An 18292-nucleotide genomic window follows, 5' to 3' on the forward strand; every position below is an offset into this window, starting at 1 on the left:
TACCCGACGCTCTTCCGATCCCCGTACGCCCGTGGGTGGCGGCGTCCCGCCGGTGGTCCGGCGGGACGCTTCGCGGTTACCGCAGGCCGGGCAGGCGCAGCGGCCGGGTCCAGTCCGTGGAGGGCGACCAGCCACCGTGGGAGCCGGACGAGCCGCCGTCGTGGGAACCGGAGGAACCGGACCAGCCGGAGGAGCCTCCGGCGCGGTCGGTGGACCGCAGGCCGACCGTGTAGGTGCGGGTGACCGCGCCGTTCGCCGAGGTCACACGGATGGTCCGGGTGGTGAATCCGGAGCCGTCGGACGAGAGGACCTTGCTGCCGTCGGTGACCTTCACCTTCGCACCGGGCTGGGCGGGTACGGCGGTGACGGCCGGGGTCTTCGCGTTCTTCGGCACGTCCACCACGTACGTGGAGACCTCCGGGTCGAACCCGTCGATCGCCACGCCCCCGACGGTGATCGCGCTCGCGTCGGCGACGGCGGCCTCGGTGGCGTCGGCGAAGTTGGTCACGGTGACGGAACCGTCGCCGTTGACGACCACCCGCGCGGCCATCGCGGCGGCCAGGTTGATCCGCTCCCAGCTCTCCTGGTCGTCGCCCGTGAGGTCGAGCGGGTAGCCGGAGTCGGTGGCGGTCTGCTCGATGATCTGCGTGCGCTGCTCGGCGGTGAGGTCCGGGAAGGCCGTGATCAGCAGGGCCGCCGCGTCGGCGGGCGCCCGGAGGGCCTGCCCGGACTTGCCCACCTGGGAGAACCCGTAGTTCAGCCGGCGCGTGTACACGTCGATCTGCTGGTCCGTGGACAGACCGGCGTACGCGTCGCCGGAGCAGGCCGCGAGCGTGGTGCCGTAACCCTCCTTCTCGCAACTCGCGAGCAGCACGTTCTCGATCTCGGTGTGGGCCTCGGTCAGCAGCTTCTCGAACTCGGGGTCCGCCCAGCGGTGGGCCACGGTGGCCTGGGCGCTCATCCGGCCGCCCATGACGTCCAGCGGGTAGTGGAACCCGAGGATGACGCGGTTGTTGCCGTACTCCGAGGTGCGGGCGAGGATCGACGGCGCCAGCTCCGGCAGGAGGGTGGCGAGGACGGTCCCGGCCTCGTAGCCGCCGTAGGTGTGGCCGCTCGGGTAGGAGCCGCTGGTGGAGAGGCCGCTGTACGAGCCGTCCTGCGACTCGTAGATGTCGCCGCCGTCGCCGACGAAGCCGAGCCGGACGTACGGGCGCTGGTAGTCGTACAGGTTCTTGACCGCGTCGACCTCGTCGAGTCCGGCCGAGACGCGGCCGAACAGGGCGCTGGTCTTGGGCAGTCGGCCGCCGTCCAGGGCTTGGGTGTAGAGCGTGCCGAGCCGGGAGCCGAGGCCGTCGGCCATGGTGACGGTGGCACTGTGGGTCGCGTCGACCTCGGCCCGGTCCACCTCCTTCTGGGTGGCCGCGTTGTTGATGGCGACGGCGCTCGTGTCGTTCTCGGCGGTCGGCGAGGTGCCGGAGGGCAGCTTCGCGTTGGCGCCGCGGGTGGTGGCGGGGAGGTCGTCGAAACCGGCCAGCAGGTCGTGGAAGTAGTCGGTGCCGTCATCGGCGGCCGGCCACTCGTCGGACGGGTAGCTCGCGTCGAGCGTGTCGGCCGGGAAGGCGGACGGCTCGTACGCGGTGGCCGGGGCCGCCGCGGCGGAGGAGACCGGCTCCTCGGAGGTTCCTGCCAGGGTCACGGCGGTCACCGTGGCGGTGTTCGCCTTCGCCTTGCCGGTGGTGGTGAGCAGCGCGGTGTCCGCCGTGGCGGAGACGTGCGCGGTGGTGCCGTCGCCGAGGGCGACGGTGTAGCCGACGATCGGGAAACCGCCGTCGAAGGCGGTGTGCCAGGTCACCCGGACGTGCTTGCCGTGGGTGACCACGCCGGTCACGACCGGCTTCTGCGGCTTGCCGCCGACGGTCACCACGGGCGCCGTGGGGGCGCTCGGGCGGGAGGTGCCGTAGGTGTTCACGGCACTGACCCGCGCGGTGTACGAGCGGCCGGAGCGCAGCCCGCCGAAGGTGGTGCTCCGGCTGTCCGGGTCCGCGATCCGGACCTGGTGGCCGTCGTCGAGGGTGACCGTCCAGCCGGTGACGGGCGAGCCGCCGGTGTCCGCGGGCGCGGACCAGGCGACGGTGACGCTGCTGCCGGAGGAGGTCGCCGACACCGCGTCGGGCGATGCGGGCGCCGACTTGGGCTTCGTGGCGAGGGCCGAGACGGCGTGCTGGAGGGCGTCGTACCGTGCGGTGAGCACCGCGTCCGTGGCCGTGGTGTCGGCCGCGGCCGTCTTCGCCGCGGCGAGCGCGGTGGTGAACGCCTTCCAGGACGCGTCCGTGTAGCGCCCGTTCTCCAGGGCCGAGGCGGTCTCGACCAGGTCCTCCAGCTTGAGGCGCGGCAGCGGGATCAGCCCGCCCGCGGCGAGGGTGAGGCTGCGGGTGCGGGTGTCGACTTCGAGCTGGGTCGCGTCCTCGGCGTCGGCGAGGGCGCGTGCGGCGTCGAGTTCACGCCGGTAGACCCCGAAGTCGATCGCGTCGTACCGGTCGGCCTGGCCGGTGAGTCCCTCGTACCGCTCGATCGCCGCGCGCAGCGCGGACGGGTCCGTGGCGACGGGGGCGGCGACGTGGTCGAAGGTGATCCGGCCGATGTTCGCCACGTACGGGTGCGCGGAGTCCGCGGTGGTCACCAGGCGCAGGTGGAGGCCGTGGGTGCCGGTGATCCCCCGGGGCAGGGTCAGGCTCGTCGTACCGCCGGACGACCAGGCGCTTCCCGTGACGGGCAGCGGGACGGTCGCGTACGGCGTCCCCGGGTCGGCGGCGTCGAAGGAGTCCAGGTAGAGCTGGACGGCCGAACCGGTGCCGCAGCGGGCGGAGTTGTTGGCGTAGGTGACGGTGACGGTGTTCTTCGCCGAGGCGCCGAACTCGATGTCCCCGTAGTCGAGCCAGGCGCCGTCGTAGGTGCCGCCGAGGTCCGTGGCGGACCCGGCGCCGCTCCAGCCGGCCGGTTCGCTCTTGAGGCCGCCGCCGCTGTTCGAGCGGAAGGCGGTGGCGTCGACCGCCACGGGGGCGGAGGTGTCCTGCGTCAGGGTCAGCGCGTAGACGTTGGCCACGTAGGGCAGGGCGGAGGTCTGCGTGCTGGAGGCGAAGACCGCGTACACGTCCTGGTCGCCCTGGAAGACGGCCGGGTCGAGGCGGACGGTCGTGGTACCGATGGTGCCCCAGCCCGAACCGGTGGTGGCGAGGGGGACGTCGACGGCCTTCGGGCCGTCCTTCGAGCCGAGGCGCAGCTCGATGTGCGAGTCCGGCGCCGAGCGCGTCTGCGGCTTGTCGTAGCTGACGGTGAGGGTGTCGGCCCCGTCGTGGAGCGCGGTGCCCTTCCACTCGGCCCAGGCGCCGTCCGTGACGTTCTCGAAGATGCCGGACGAGGTCTTGAGCGGGAGCGAACCGCCGCCGGTGGAGCCGGCGTTCACCGCGGTCAGCGTGGCGAGCGTGGTCGAATCGGACGCCTCGACCGCGTACGGCGAGAACTGGTACCAGTCGAAGTTCGACACCCACTGCTGTCCCGCCGGGGCGTGGAACACGAAGGTCGCGCTCTTCGCCGCCAGCAGGGCGTCCGGGTCGGTGACGGTCGCCCGGACGGTGTTCCAGTACTGCCAGCCGCCGGTTCCGGGGAGCTGGGCGGTGGCGACGACCGGGCCGTCCGCGCCGCCCGCGTGGACGTCCACGCTGCTCGCCTTGGCGCTGGTGGCCTGGGAGTTGGCGTACCGCACCGAGACGCTGTGCGGGGCGACACCGCCGAAGTCCAGCTTGGCGAACCGTTCCCACGAGCCCTCGGTGACCCCGCCGAGGTTGCCGTCCGAGTTGTTGCGCTCGCTGGTGAGGCTCGGGCCCTGCTTCTCGTCGGGGCTCTCGGCCTGGAGGACGGCGTAACCGCCCTCGTCGATGGTGAGGGTGTCGGCGGCGGCCCGCAGCGCGTCCTCGGCGGCCATGAGCGTGCCGGTCGGGGAGGCGGCGTCCGCGAGGACGGTCCGGGCGCGCTCCAGCGCCGACCGGAAGAGGGTCCAGGAGCCGTCCGAGTAGTTTCCGGCGCGCACCACGGACGCCTGGCCGACGAGTGCGCCCAGACTCGTGCGGTGCACCGCCGCGGCGGAGACGGTGAGCGGGTCGGTCGGGGAGATCCCGGTGCCGCGCACCGTGGACGCCTTCACGCCGTGCGCGAAGGCCGCGTCCTGGAAGGTGAGGCCGAGGCGCGCGTCGACCTCGGTGGTGCCCTTGAGGGAGAGCGTCGCGGTGTGGGCGTCGGTGACCCGGAGGTCGGCGGTGACGCCGCCCGGCAGGCCGGTGACGGTCGCCGCCCCGTTCTTGGTCAGGCTGGTGCCCTTGCGGTCGGTGAACGCGGCGGGTCCGGAGAGGGTGAGCCGCACGCTGCCGTCGACGGAGCCGTCGGCCTTGGTCGCCAGGGTGGCCGGGGTTGCGTGGACGGTGGTGTCGCCCTTGCCCGGGGCCGTACCGGCACCGGTGTCACCGGCGTCGGTGTCCAGCGAGTACGCGGGCTCCGTGGTGGTGCCCCACTTCGAGGGCTTGGCGCCCATGGTGAAGTCGAGGGTGCCGCCCGCGATGATCTGCGAGTAGTCCAGCCAGGTGTTGTCGAACTTCTTGCCGTTGAGCTTGGCGCTCTGCACGTAGTAGTTGCTCGGCGAGACGCCGTTCGCCTTCACGGTGAACTCGGCGCCGTTGGCGTAGCGGATCGTCGTGGAGTCGAAGAACGGGCTGCCGATCTGGAACTGGCTCGATCCGGCGGTGACCGGGAACAGGCCGAGCGCGGCGCCGACGAACATGGTCGACATGGTGCCCGCGTCGTTGTCCATGGTCGGCAGGAAGCCGTGCGGCGACAGCTTGTAGACCTGGGTCTTCACCGGCGGGGTGAACTGGCCGCCACCGCTGGGTGCTTCGTTGGTGGAGCCGGTCGCGATGTACCGGTTCCAGGTGGTGCCGGTGTAGATGGAGCGCACCCACTTCTGCGTCAGGCTCGGCTCGCCGACGTAGTTGAAGAGGTACGGGGCCTGCAGGTCGATCTCGTTCGCGTTGGAGTGCAGCATCGTCGAACCGTCGTCGACGCCGGAGTCCTCACCGAACATGTGCTCGACGGCGGCCTTGCCTGCCTTGTCGCCGCCCATGGCGTCGATGAGACCGCCCATGTCGTAGGCGTCGTACCAGTGGTACTGCCAGAGCGTGCCCTGGTAGAGACCGGCCTCCTCGAACTTCTCGTAGTCGGCCGCCTGCCAGTCGCCGCTCGCGGCGCGCGGGGTGAGCAGACCGACCTGGGTGCCGTCCGGGGCCTTCCAGGCACCGGACTTCACGAGGTTGTCGATCGCCATGGTGGACTGCTCGCGCAGCTTCACCGCGTCGTCCGTCTTGCCGAGCGCGCCCGCGATGACGGAGAGCGCCCACTGGTCGTAGCCGCGCTGGACGGTCGTACCGGGGTCACCGGTGACGTACCCCTGCCGTAGCTGCGCGCCGGTGTAGTAACCGGCGTACGCCATCAGCGCCGGGTACGCCTCGTCCAGCCGGTCGAAGTTCTTGAACCCCTTCGACAGCGCGTCGGCGACCAGCACCGCGGAACGCTCCCAGCGCACGGTCGGCACCGAGTGGGTGAGGCTGCCGAGGCTCTTGCCGGTGGCGCGGGTGTCGGCGAAGAGCTCGATGAGCGACTGCACCATGTCCCGGTAGGTGGCCGGGTCGATGTACGCCTCGACGGAGTACTTGCGGAAGTCGTCCCAGGTGGACCAGCCGTCGTAGTACGTGAACCCGTTGGCCTGGTGCACCGCTCCGTCGGCGCCGCGGTAGGTGCCGCTGGTGCTGGTGGCGTTCACCGGAGCCGCGTACATGCGGTACAGGTGGGTGTAGAACTCCTTGGTCAGCGTCGAGCCGGGGTCGGACTTCTCCGTGGCCTTGACCGCGACCGCGCCGAGCGCGCCGTTCCACTCGGCCTTCGTCCGGTCGCGCGCCTGGTCGAAGGTGAGGCCTCCGACCTCGGCCGCCTGGTCGGTCGCGGCCTGTTCGGCGCTGATCGGCGAGAGGGTGACCCGCAGTTCGATGTCGTCCCCGTGGGACGCGTCGAACCCGAGCACGGCACCGGTGTCGACACCGTCCCGCGAGGTGGCGTCGCTCAGCTTGCCGTCGCTGCCCCAGCTCTTCAGCGAGGTCACCGGGACGTTGGTGGTGGCGTGGTAATACAGCTGGTACGAAGCGCCGTTGAACGATCCCGCGATGAGACCGCCGATCGAGGTCGTCCCGTCCGGGAGCGTCGTCGCCTTCAGGGTCGAGCGGGTACGGCTGGTGAAGTTGTTCGCGAGGTCGAGGACCAGCTCGGGCTGCGATCCGGCGGGGAAGCTGTACCGCTCCAGCGCGGTGCGCGTCGTCGCGGCCATCTCGGCCTCGATGGTGCCCGGGTCCTCCTTGACGGCCGACCCGGTACCGGAGAGGGCGCCGAGGCCCACCCGGTAGGAGCCGGGCGTCGCGGACTCGTCGTCGTGGCTGTACGCGTGGGCGTACGTGCTGGTGGCGGGCCGGCTGTCGTACCGCACCGAGGTCGGGACGACGAGCAGGTCGCCGCCGCCCCCGGAGCCGCCGACCCCGTCGAGGTTGGTCGCCGTGAACCCGGCGATGTGGTCCTCGTCGTAGTCGTACCCCGGGTGGTTGCGGTTCGGGGTGGTCAACGGGTTGACCTTCGCCAGGCCGTGGGGCGCCTGCGCGCCCGGCAGGTCGTTGCCGTCGTCGCCGGCGGTCGACACGAACGGGTCGACGAGCGCGGTCCAGTCGGTGCCGGACGCGCCGGTGGACGTCGTCACGCCGGGCGACGCGAAGGCCACGCCGCCACTCGCCAGCGCGGCGGCGCCGAGCGCCCCGGTGAGCAGGACGGCGACCGCCGCGCGCAGCGGGCGGCGACGGCCGGGGGACGTACCCGGAGGTATCTCCGGGGGTACGGGGGGATGGGATCTGGTGGACACGGGACCTCTCAGGCGTCGCACACTGCGTCGCACGGATCGGTCTCACCAGAAGACAACGTTGTCAGCCCACGACACCGGGCGTGCAACCCAGAAACAGCAGGACGGAAGTGAACACCGCGATCATCCCTGCCGTGTTCACGAACCGTCCACCATCAGACACGGAGAAAACGTACGAGGGGCAAACAAATTTCGCCCGGGAGGTGGCCGTGACGGGCTCGCACGCGATCCCCCTCCCGAAGAGACCCGGCGCCACTCCCATCGGCGCCGCTCGCCCGGTGCGGCTCCGTGCGGCGGACGGGCCGGCCGGTCCGCACACCGGAGAAAACTCATGACATGCACCCGACCGGCTCGATACGGTGAGGATCTTTCGAGGCGGGCGGAACACGGGGGTAGGGCGCCATGACGCAGGAGCCGGGCGGAGTCGGTCCACAGTCGGGCGGGAACGGTCCCACACCGAGCGGAGTCGGCCCACAGCCGGGCGGGCTCAGCCCCACGGCGGGCGGGCTCGGGCCACGACCGGGCGGTAGGGGCGCACACCCACCGATGCCGCCCCAGCCGCCGCGCCACGCGACGCCGGAGCCCTTGCAACCCCCTCACGGAGCGCCGAGGTGGTCGTGGTGGGTCGTGGGCATCCTGGTGCCCGTGCTCGGTCTGGTCGTCACCCTGGTCGTGGGGACCAGCGGCAGCGCCTCGCGCGGCGTGCTCGCTCCGCCGTCGGCGACGGCCGGGGACCCGACCGCGCCCGGGGCGTCGGCCCCCACCGGGGCGCCGGAGAGCGCCGCTCCGGACGAGACCCCCGCCGACGACGTCGTCACCTCGTCGTCCCCCTCGCCGTCCCCCTCCGAGACCTCGACGAAGGTCATCAAGCGGGGGGACTTCACGCTCACCGAGGGGAGCAGTGCCAACCTCGAACACGGCGTGGTCGGTACGTCGGTGCCCAGCCCCGACATGGCGTGGAGCGGCGGCGAGTCGTTCTCGCCCCTGAACGGTCACGTGGCCGACAGCCCCAAGGGCGCGACTCCCAGGGAGTGCGCGCACATGCTGACCGCCTTCCCCCAGGCCACCGGAGAGATGAACACCGGCGAGGAGGGGACGTGGTTCTGCTTGCCGACCAGCGCGAACCATCTGGCGGCCGTCGAGTGGCTGGGCAGTGGGGACGGCGGCATGCGGTTCCACTTCATCGTCTGGGACACCCCCGCGCCGTCCGACGACGAGTGACGACCAGACCGCCGGTCACTCCCCCGCAGCCGGCTCCCCCACCGCAGCCGGCACCGCGTGGCTCCGGGCCCGCCACCGGGTGCGGCAACGCGCGCACCCGGCCGGCCGCGCGTCACCTGCCGTCGTCCTCGGCACGCGTGTGGGCGACCAGGGCGTTGGCGTGGCCGTGCCCCAGACCGTGGGCGGTCTTGAGCCAGGCGACCAGTTCCCCGTGCTTCGTCAGCGGCGAGGAGCGGATCAGCTCCTTCCATTCCGCCACCGGGCGTCCGTACGTCTTCTCGATCGAGGGAAAGTAACTCGCGGGGCCTTTAACGGAGTTCGTCATGCCTGGTGGACTCGCCCGGCGGCCGGAACTCATCGGCCGGCGGGCGGGAATGACCCACCTCACCGATGCGGGTGGGGCGCGGTACGGGGCGAGCCCTCGTACCGCACCCGCGCTCCGGGAAAGCTCCGGGAGAGCTCTTACTGTCCGGCCGCGTTGAGCAGGTCGAGCGCGCTCTGCTGGCAGCCGTAGTCGCTGGTGCCGGTACCTCCGTTCCAGTGCGGGCCGTACTGGTCGAGGGCGTTGCGGTCCTTGGCGTAGGCCGCGTCGGCCCAGCGGTCGAGGGTCCCCGCGTACGGGTGGTCGGTGAGCTGGGCGTCGAGCCTGCCGAGGCCGCGCACGTACGCGCCCTTGAAGGACGGGCCGTCGCCGGCGCACTCGTCGCCCTCGCCGGGCTCCCGCAGCACCCCGTCGGTCTGGAGCCGGACCGTGGAGGCGTCGGCGAGGGTGCGGGCGGTGGTCAGCAGGGCGGAGTCGCCGGTGGCCCGGTACAGCTCGGTGAGCCCGCCGAGGACCACTCCCTGGTTGTACGTCCAGGTGGGCTGGCCGTTGTTGGCACAGGCGTCGGTGAGCCCGTCGTTGATCATGTGGTCGCCGTTGATCATTCCGCTGCCCTGGAACCACGACCACTCGGCCTTCGCCCGGCCCAGGTAGACCGTGTCGCCGGGGATGCGGTTGTGCAGCGCCGCGTTGAGCTGGAGGAAGAGCTCGTTGGTGATGGCGTTCTTGTACGTCATCGTCCGGTTCCACAACACCCCGCCGCCGCAGGTCCCGTTCCAGTAGGCCTGCATGTGATCGGCGTCGGCGCGGGCGGTGTTGAGGTACCGGCTGTCGCCCGTGGCGTCGTAGGCGGCCACCCAGGCCAGACCCCACCAGCCGGTGTCGTCCAGGTAGTCGTTGCGGAAGCTACCGCCCTGGGCGTTGATGTTCTTGTCGTACGTGGAGGCGATGGCGTACCGGTAGCTCGGCATCCCGCTGAGGCGCGCGTTGTCGAGCACGGCGGTGAGCGCGTTGGCCGCCGTCCACCAGCCGTTGCCGCCGAACAGACCGGTGCCCCGGTCGTACGACATCATCAGCGCGGTCGCGGCGGCGGTCGAACGGCTCCAGGCGTTCCAGTTCACCCGCGCCCAGCCGGTGCAGGTGATCTCGGGGCGGTCCCCCGCCTTGCCGCAGGCGCGCAGGGCGCCGACACCGGCCGTGTTCCAGTCGTCGACGTTGTACATCTGGGTGCGCCAGCCGCTCGAACCCGCGGGTACGGTCGTGTCGCCCAACTTGCTCCCGGAGGACCAGGTCCGGCCGCCGTCGAAGGAGCGGTCGAGCCAGACCTCGTCCCCGGCCGATCCGCCCTCGATCGAGGCCCAGCCCATGACATCGTTGTCCGAAAGGTGCAGTCGGACGGTACGACCGTAGAGGGTGCTGCTCACCGGAGTCCGGTCCGAGGTCGCGGTGGCGGGGTCGCGGGCGTCGCACTGCTTGTTGCAGAGGGCGGCCTCGGCGGCGGCCTGGGCGGGGGAAGCCGCCACCGGGAGGGCGGCGAGCAGCAGGCTCACGAAGAGCGCGAGGACGGCAGGGCGCCGGCCTCTACGGGTGGAGGGCATGCGGCAACTCCTTGCGGTGGGGGGAACGTGCCGACCCGACAAGCCGACCCGATTCATCAGGTGCATGTCAATACACGCGACGCGTCGCCCTGGTACCGCGCGGCAGGCGGGCTACGGGAGGCGGGCTGCACCCGATGCCCGCGCCCGCACCCCGCCCGCCGGAGCCGGCTCTCGCGTCACACCTCCAGGTGCCCCAGCACCGTGCGCACCGCCTGCCTGACCGCCCGGCGGGCCGGTTCGGTGTGGTCGACCGCTTCGAAGCCGTGCCGCGCGCCCGGGACGGGGATCACCTCCAGCCGGAGATCCGTCCCCTTGGCCGCGAGCAGGAACTCCTCGACGGTGGCGTCGATCTCCGTCCGCTCCTTCTCCACCCGGCTCAGCACGAAGGGCAGCGGACCGGCCGCCCCGACGGCATCCGCCGGCCTGAACCTCCCCTCGATCCGGGGCCAGTTGGGCAGCGGGGCCAGCATCGGATAGGTGGCCGCGACGCAGCGCAGGAACGAAGGGGGCGCCGCGAGCCAGTCGGCGCAGAGCAACGCTCCGGCGGAGAAGAACCAGACGGCGACCCGCTCCCCGTCGACGCGAGGATCGGCGCGGACCCGCTCGACAGCCTCCGCGAGATCCTCGGCCGCCGCCGGGTAGTCGCCGAGGCCGTGCAGGCGGTGGTCCAGGACGGCTCCGACCGCGCCCAGGCTCGCCACGTACCGGCCGTACCCGACGAAAGAAGGCCAGTCGCGGGGCGTGGGCCGCGCGTCGGGGTCCACCGGACCGCCGTGCACGAACACGACGGCGGGGCGCGGGGTTTCGGCGTCGGGGTAGTAGAGATCGACACGACCGTCCCGCTCCCGTTCGCGCTCGGGCACGTCCAGCAGGAACGGCCCCAGGTGTACGGGCGAACCCGCCCGCGCTCCGACGCGGTGCCCCTCGCCGGCCACCGCCCGCCGCAGCAGGTCCGCGAGTTCGCCGGGTGCGGAGAGCATCGGCCAGTGTCCGGTGGGGATCTCGACGAGGGTGACACCCGGCCGGGTGAGCGTCTGTACGCGTGGTTCGCCCATGGAGACGAGGGACTCGACCAGATCCAGGGTCGATCCGTTTCCCGAGGCGAGTACCCCCGTGTACGGGACGCCCTCAGCCGCACCGGTCGGCGGCAGCGGCTCCACCAGCGTGCCCGCCGGGTGCGGGACCGCCCGCCGCGCCAGCAGTTCCAGGTCCTCGGCGGACAGATCGGCCGAACCGGCCCGCTGCCGCCACTCCTCGGCGGTCGGCGGCGGGATCAGCCGGGAGTCCGGGCCCTCGGACGGGCGGCCCGCCGAGAGCGCCAGAGCCCGCTCACGGACCGCCGGATCGGGCTCGATGACGAGGGCGGGTTCACCGTCCCGGGGGAGCCCTGCGTCCAGATTGACGATCCGGGACACCCGCTCCGGGCGCAGGGCCGCAGCGCCGAGGACGGGGAGGATGCCGTAGTCGTGGCCCACGAGGACCACCTCCCTCTCCGCCGGATCCACACCGTCGACGACCCGCACGAGGTCCCCGATGTGAGTGGCGAGGCCGACGTCGCCACCGGCCGGGTCCACGACCGCACCGGCCGGGTCCGCGCCGGCCGGGTTCTCGCCCTCCTCCAGGCCGGTGAGGGTGATCGCGTGGACCGTCGCCCCCGACCGCTCCAGGAGCTCTGCCACCCGGTCCCAGATCCAGCCTCCGGTGAACGTACCGGGCACCAACAGGAAAGCCGTCACGGGCCGCCTCCGCCTCCTCGTACGCAACGATGGGGGCATCCGCAGAAGATGCCCACATCACTTCAACTTCCTCTACTGCGGGTGTAGTTCCCGAACCAGCGAGGTTCACCCGGCCGGGTCAGCCGACCTTGGAGCGGACGTGCTCGATCACCTTGGTGAACTCCTCGGTGGGCGTGAAGTCGACGTAACTGCAGTCCTCCAGCGCCTCGGGGGCGTGCCCCGGGGACCAGTAGAACGCCTGGCCCGCCTCGTACGTCTCGTCGCCGTCCTTCGTGTGCAGCCGAAGCTTGCCCTTGAGCATGTAGCCCCAGTGCGGACACGAGCAGAGGTCACCGGGGAGGCCGACGAGCGCCGGTCCCATGTCCGTCCCCTTCGGGAAGTTCACGAAGGACACGCTCATCTCCCCGCCCGCCGGGCGCGACCGCAGTTCGGCTTCGCCGTTGCTGAACGCGACCGGGGTGTCGTCACGTGTGGTCGCCGTCATGGTCCCCACTCCCTGCCGATCGATGCGGTGGAGCCCACCGCCGGGCTCCCGGCACGTGCGCCGGGCGTGGCGGGGGCTCCCTCACACTCCAGCGTGCATCGGGCGGACCGCCCGCGCACCGGGCCGGCGCACGGCGGACCGCAGTTCGCGCGGACCGGTCTGCGGCGGCCCCGCGCGCCTCAGGCCGGATGGCGCTCGGTGATCCGGCCGACCGCGTCGGCCAGCAGGTACGCGCTCTTCCCGTGCCCCGAGACCGTCACCCGGACGACCGGCGCGGGGCCGGCGCCCTCGGTCGTGATGTCGATGCGCCAGCTCGCCGGGGCGTCGATGCCCAGCCCGGTGCGCGCGGTGTCCACGAGCCCGGGGAGCAGTTCGTAGGGGAGGGCACGCAGACTCATCGGGAAGCCCTCGTCGGCGGTTGAGTCCTTGCTGCCCACGGCCGACATCACCTTCTCCTCGATGGTGATCCGGGTGCCCGTCTCCGTGCCCATGCCCGTGACCAGGGTGTTCGCGAGGCGGCGCATCTCTCCGGTACGCAGGGTCGAGGGAGAGGAGGCGGAACCGGTGACGGTGGTGACGGTCGTGGAGCCGGACCGTGAGCCGGACCCGGGTCCCGGAACCACCGGTCCGGTAGCCCCGGGTGCGGGCGGATCGTCCCCGTAACGGCTTTTCAGGTCGCTCCAGTAGGGGTGGAGGACGAGGAGCGCCCCCGCCACCAGGCCGAGCAGCACGGCCGAGCAGGCGCAGCCCGCCTTGGTCTCCTTCACCCGGGTGCGCTCGGGCGCGGTGCCGACCTGCTCCCGAGCCGCCCTGCGCGCCCACTCCTCCGTAGGCCGCCTGTCCAGTTCCACCCGCCAGGGGTCGCCATCGTCGTACGTCACCACGACCGTGCGGCCCTCGGGCCAGTCGGCCAGGTCGACCAGGTCGACCGGCTCGCTGATGATCACCCGGTACGCGGGGGCGTCGTCCGGCGCCACCGTGAGGTCGAACCGGACCGGCACGTCGGCGAACTCGCCGTGTGTGACCCACCGGTTCTCGATCCGGGCGAGCGCGATCCGGGGCGCGGGACGGCCCCGGCGCCGCCGTCGTACCCGCGCGGGGACCGCCATCAGCAGGACGGCCACCAGTACTCCGCCGAGACTCCAGCAGAAGAGTGTCACGTCCGTGAGCAGCACCCCGACCACCAGCGCCGTCAGCGTGCCCGCGGCCAGCGCACTCGGCACGAGGACGGCCACCAGGGCGAAGAGCCTGTCGGCCGCCGACGAACCGGCCGGACGTTCGGACGTGTCCCCCGTCGTCACCATGGCCGCGATTGTCCACGCCCCGGGTGACCGCCGGAAGAAGAACAGCACAACCCTGGCCGGCCGCCGTACCGGCGTCCGGGTGAAACCGCGTTCCCGCGTGCGCAGGTGCCCGGATGCCGCAGGGCCGGGTCGGCATCGTGTCCTGCGCCCCGCTCGCTCCGCCCGTCCCGATGGAGGACTCCATGCTCGGCACCGACTTCCGTACCGGATCACCGAACTGGCTCGACCTCGGCAGCCCCGACGTCCGGGCCGCCGCCGCGTTCTACCGCGCCCTCTTCGGCTGGGAGTTCGTCTCCGCCGGTCCCGAGACCGGCGGGTACGGCTTCTTCCAGGCCGACGGGAAGACCGCCGCCGCCATCGGCCCGCTCACCGAGGAGGGCGCCCACTCGGCCTGGACGGTCCACTTCAAGACGGACGACATCCACGCCACCGTCCAGGCCGTCAGGGACGGCGGTGGGACCGTCCGGGCCGAGCCCATGGACGTCATGGGCGAGGGAACGCTCGCCCAGGTCACCGACGCGCAGGGCGCCGACTTCGCGCTCTGGCAGCCCGGGCGGACGGCCGGACTTGAGCTGGCCTCCGCTCCCGGCAGCCTGATCTGGGTGGAGCTGCACGTCCCCGATCCGGTCGCGGACATCGCTTTCTACCAGGGGCTGTTCGGCTGGCGCACCCAGGAGATGCCGGTGCCCGGAATGACGTACCGGGTGCTGAGCACCGAGGACGGCGACCTCCAGGACACCACCTTCGGCGGGGCGGCTCCGGCGGACGACAGCAGCGGCGGCGAGCAGTCCCGCTGGGTGCCCTACTTCCACGTGACGGACGTCGACGCGACCGTCGAGGCGACCCGCTCCCACGGCGGAACCGTGCTGATGCCGGCCGCCGACATGTCCGACGTCGGCCGGATGGCCTGGCTCGCGGACCCCTTCGGCGCGGTGTTCGCACTGCTGAGGCCCGACCCCCGGATGTGAGACACCCGGGCGGGCGGCCCCGGGCGGGGAGTGGCCTCAGTCGTTCCCGCCCTCCAGCTCGCCCTCCGTCTCCAGGAAGACCTGGCGCAGCGCTTCGAGGACGGCCGGGTCGGGCTTCGCCCACATTCCGCGCGACTCGGCCTCCAGCAGGCGTTCGGCGATCCCGTGCAGCGCCCAGGGGTTGGCCTGCTGGAGGAACTCCCGGTTCTCCGGGTCGAGTACGTAGGTCTGGGTGAGCTTGTCGTACATCCAGTCGGCGACGACCCCGGTGGTGGCGTCGTAGCCGAACAAGTAATCCACGGTGGCGGCGAGTTCGAAGGCGCCCTTGTAGCCGTGGCGGCGCATCGCCTCGATCCAGCGGGGGTTGACCACGCGGGCGCGGAAGACGCGCGAGGTCTCCTCGACCAGGGTGCGGGTGCGGACCGTCTCGGGGCGGGTGGAGTCGCCGATGTACGCCTCGGGGGCGGTGCCCTTCAGGGCGCGCACGGCGGCCACCATGCCGCCGTGGTACTGGAAGTAGTCGTCCGAGTCCGCGATGTCGTGCTCGCGGGTGTCGGTGTTCTTCGCGGCGACCTCGATGCGCTTGTACGCGGTCTCCATCTCCTCGCGGGCCGGGCGCCCGTCGAGCTCACGGCCGTAGGCGTAGCCGCCCCACACCGTGTAGACCTCGGCGAGGTCGGCGTCGGTGCGCCAGTCGCGGGAGTCGATGAGCTGGAGGAGGCCCGCGCCGTACGTCCCCGGGCGGGAGCCGAAGATCCGGGTGGTGGCCCGGCGTTCGTCGCCGTGCTCGGCGAGGTCGGCCTGCGTGTGGGCGCGTACGAAGTTCCGGTCGGCCGGCTCGTCGAGCGAGGCGGCGAGGCGTACGGCGTCGTCCAGCAGCCCGACCGTGTGCGGGAAGGCGTCCCGGAAGAAGCCGGAGATGCGGAGTGTGACGTCGATGCGCGGGCGGCCGAGCTCCTCGTACGGGATCGGCTCCAGGCCGGTCACGCGGCGCGAGGCGTCGTCCCAGACCGGGCGGATGCCGAGCAGCGCGAAGGCCTCGGCGATGTCGTCGCCCGCCGTGCGCATCGCGCTGGTGCCCCAGAGGGAGAGGCCGACGGAGGAGGGCCAGTCGCCGTTGTCGGTGCGGTAGCGGGTCAGCAGCGAGTCGGCGAGCGCCTGGCCGGTCTCCCAGGCGAGCTTGGAGGGCACGGCCTTCGGGTCGACGGAGTAGAAGTTGCGGCCGGTCGGGAGGACGTTGACGAGCCCGCGCAGGGGGGAGCCGGAGGGCCCGGCGGGTACGAAGCCGCCGTTCAACGCGTGGACCGCGTGGTCGAGTTCGTCGGTGGTGGCGGCGAGGCGCGGCACCACCTCGGTGGCCGCGAAGGTCAGGATGTCCGCGACGGCGGAGGGCAGCCCGGCCGCGACACCGGGGACGGCGGACGGGTCCCAGCCGGCGTCCTCCATCGCCTGGACCAGGGCGCGGGCCTGCTCCTCGATCTCGTCGGCGGCGGTACGGGTGGCCGCCGACTCGTCGAGGCCGAGCGCCTCGCGCAGACCGGGCAGCGAGGCGGTGCCGCCCCAGATCTGCCGGGCGCGCAGCACCGCGAGGACGAGGTTGACCCGGTCGTTCCCGGCCGGCGGATTGCCCAGCACGTGCAGGCCGTCGCGGATCTGGACGTCCTTGATCTCACAGAGCCAGCCGTCGAGATGCATGATGAACTCGTCGAAGCCCTCGTCCTCGGGCCGGTCGTCGAGTCCGAGGTCGTGGTCGAGCTTCGCGGCCTGGATGAGGGTCCAGATCTGGGCGCGGATCGCGGGCAGCTTCGCCGGGTCCATCGCGGCGATCTGGGCGTGCTCGTCGAGGAGTTGCTCCAGACGCGCGATGTCGCCGTAGCTGTCGGCACGGGCCATCGGCGGCACCAGGTGATCCACCAGGGTGGCGTGCACCCGGCGCTTGGCCTGGGTGCCCTCGCCCGGGTCGTTGACGAGGAACGGGTAGACGAGTGGCAGGTCACCGAGGGCCGCGTCCGGCCCGCAGGCGGCGGAGAGTCCGGCGTTCTTGCCGGGCAGCCACTCCAGGTTGCCGTGCTTGCCGAGGTGGATCATCGCGTCCGCGCCGAAGCCGCCGTCCTCGGCGGACGCGGCGATCCAGCGGTAGGCGGCCAGGTAGTGGTGCGAGGGCGGCAGGTCGGGGTCGTGGTAGATCGCGATCGGGTTCTCGCCGAAGCCGCGCGGCGGCTGGATGAGGATCAGCAGATTGCCGCGCCGCAGCGCCGCGAGGACGATGTCGCCCTCCGGGTTCGCCGAGCGGTCCACGAACATCTCGCCCGGCGCCGGGCCCCAGTGCTCCTCCACCGAGGCGCGCAGTTCGGCGGGGAGGCCGGCGTACCAGCGGCGGTAGTCGGCCGCCGGGATACGGACCGGGTTCGCGGCCAACTGCTCCTCGGTCAGCCACTCCTGGTCATGACCGCCCGCCTCGATCAGCGCGTAGATCAGTTCGTCGCCGTCGCCGGAGACCAGCCCCGGGATCTCCGCCTCGGGCCCGAAGTCGTACCCCTCGGCGCGCAGCCGGCGCAGCAGGGCGACGGCGCTCGCGGGGGTGTCCAGGCCGACCGCGTTGCCGATGCGGGAGTGCTTGGTCGGGTACGCGGAGAGCACGAGGGCGATCCGCTTCCCGGCGTTCGGGATGTGCCGCAGGCGGGCGTGGCGGACGGCGATCCCGGCGACCCGGGCGGCCCGCTCGGGGTCGGGGACGTAGGCGGGCAGGCCGTCCGCGTCGATCTCCTTGAAGGAGAACGGCACGGTGATCAGCCGCCCGTCGAACTCCGGCACCGCGATCTGGGTGGCCGCGTCCAGCGGGGAGACACCCTCGTCGTTCTCCTCCCAGGCGCTGCGCGAACCGGTCAGGCAGAGCGCCTGGAGGATCGGTACGTCGAGCCCGGTCAGCGCGCCCGCGTCCCAGGACTCGTCGTCGCCGCCCGCCGATGCCTCGGCGGGGCGGGTACCGCCGGCCGCGAGGACGGTGGTCACGATCGCGTCGGCCGCGCGCAGAGTGTCGATCAGCCCGGCTTCGGGGGTACGCAGCGAGGCCACGTACAGCGGGAGGGCACGGGAACCGGCGTCCTCCAGGGCGGCGCAGAGCGCCTCCACGAACGCGGTGTTGCCGCTCATGTGGTGGGCGCGGTAGTAGAGCACCGCCACCGTGGGCGCGGCCTCGGGCAGCTCACGGGCGGTCCGCTCCAGCGGGCCCCAGGCGGGGGCCGGGGCGGGCGGGTCGAAGCCGTGGCCGGTGAGCAGCACGGTGTCGGAGAGGAACCGGGCCAGCTGGCCGAGGTTGTCCGGGCCGCCGTGCGCGAGATAGGCGTGCGCCTCGGCGGCGATGCCGATCGGGACGGTGGAGGTGGCCATCAACTGGGCGTCGGGGGCCTGTTCGCCGGTGAGGACGACGACCGGGAGACCGGCGGCCCGCACCTGGTCGAGCCCCTCCTCCCAGGCCCGCACTCCGCCGAGGAGGCGCACCACGACGAGTTCGGCGCCGTCCAGCAGCGCCGGAAGGCCGTCGAGCGGGAGGCGGGAGGGGTTGGCGAACCGGTAGCCGACCGGGCCCTCGCAGGCGCGGGCGCTCAGCAGGTCGGTGTCGGAGGTCGACAGGAGCAGGATCATGCCGAGTCAGCCCT

Annotated in this window: 9 protein-coding genes; 2 read left to right on the forward strand and 7 right to left on the reverse strand. The window is 72.4% G+C overall.

Going from position 1 to position 18292, the window contains the following annotated elements; genetic code table 11:
• Positions 1-76 precede the first annotated feature (76 nt).
• On the reverse strand, positions 77-7003 hold the full coding sequence (locus ACWD3D_RS08410) for a glycoside hydrolase domain-containing protein (protein ID WP_451460130.1): 6927 nt from the start codon (positions 7001-7003) through the stop codon (positions 77-79).
• A gap of 624 nt (positions 7004-7627) precedes the next feature.
• On the opposite strand from ACWD3D_RS08410, the gene ACWD3D_RS08415 reads away from it, so the two are divergent.
• Positions 7628-8221: a hypothetical protein gene (locus ACWD3D_RS08415; RefSeq protein WP_451460131.1), complete on the forward strand. Its 594-nt coding sequence runs from the start codon at positions 7628-7630 to the stop codon at positions 8219-8221.
• 112 nt (positions 8222-8333) lie between these two features.
• Here ACWD3D_RS08415 and ACWD3D_RS08420 read toward each other — a convergent pair whose 3' ends face one another.
• From ACWD3D_RS08420 to ACWD3D_RS08440, 5 genes are all read right to left on the reverse strand, one after another.
• Complete coding sequence (locus ACWD3D_RS08420) at positions 8334-8546, reverse strand: DUF4287 domain-containing protein (RefSeq protein WP_387363749.1); 213 nt, start codon at positions 8544-8546, stop codon at positions 8334-8336.
• Positions 8547-8683: 137 nt separating this feature from the next.
• Positions 8684-10141 carry a glycoside hydrolase family 76 protein gene (locus ACWD3D_RS08425; RefSeq protein WP_451460132.1) on the reverse strand — a complete coding sequence of 486 codons (1458 nt, stop codon included), beginning with the start codon at positions 10139-10141 and terminating at the stop codon, positions 8684-8686.
• A gap of 176 nt (positions 10142-10317) precedes the next feature.
• The gene (locus ACWD3D_RS08430; RefSeq protein WP_451460133.1) at positions 10318-11877 is read right to left on the reverse strand and encodes an alpha/beta hydrolase; all 1560 of its coding nucleotides are present in this window, start codon (positions 11875-11877) and stop codon (positions 10318-10320) included.
• A 118-nt stretch (positions 11878-11995) separates the two neighbouring features.
• Positions 11996-12361, reverse strand: a complete 366-nt coding sequence (locus ACWD3D_RS08435) for a hypothetical protein (protein WP_451460134.1) — start codon at positions 12359-12361, stop codon at positions 11996-11998.
• A gap of 179 nt (positions 12362-12540) precedes the next feature.
• Positions 12541-13665, reverse strand: coding sequence for a hypothetical protein (locus ACWD3D_RS08440; protein WP_451460135.1), 1125 nt, complete (start codon positions 13663-13665; stop codon positions 12541-12543).
• 182 nt (positions 13666-13847) lie between these two features.
• Here ACWD3D_RS08440 and ACWD3D_RS08445 point away from each other — a divergent pair, with 182 nt between their 5' ends.
• Positions 13848-14633, forward strand: a complete 786-nt coding sequence (locus ACWD3D_RS08445; RefSeq protein ID WP_451460149.1) for a VOC family protein — start codon at positions 13848-13850, stop codon at positions 14631-14633.
• 36 nt (positions 14634-14669) lie between these two features.
• On the opposite strand, the gene cobN is transcribed toward ACWD3D_RS08445, so the two are convergent.
• A complete protein-coding gene (gene cobN, locus ACWD3D_RS08450; RefSeq protein ID WP_451460136.1) occupies positions 14670-18278 on the reverse strand; it encodes a cobaltochelatase subunit CobN in 3609 nt (1202 codons plus the stop codon).
• Positions 18279-18292 lie beyond the last annotated feature (14 nt).

The sequence above is a fragment of the Streptomyces sp. NPDC002690 genome (genome assembly GCF_053592415.1).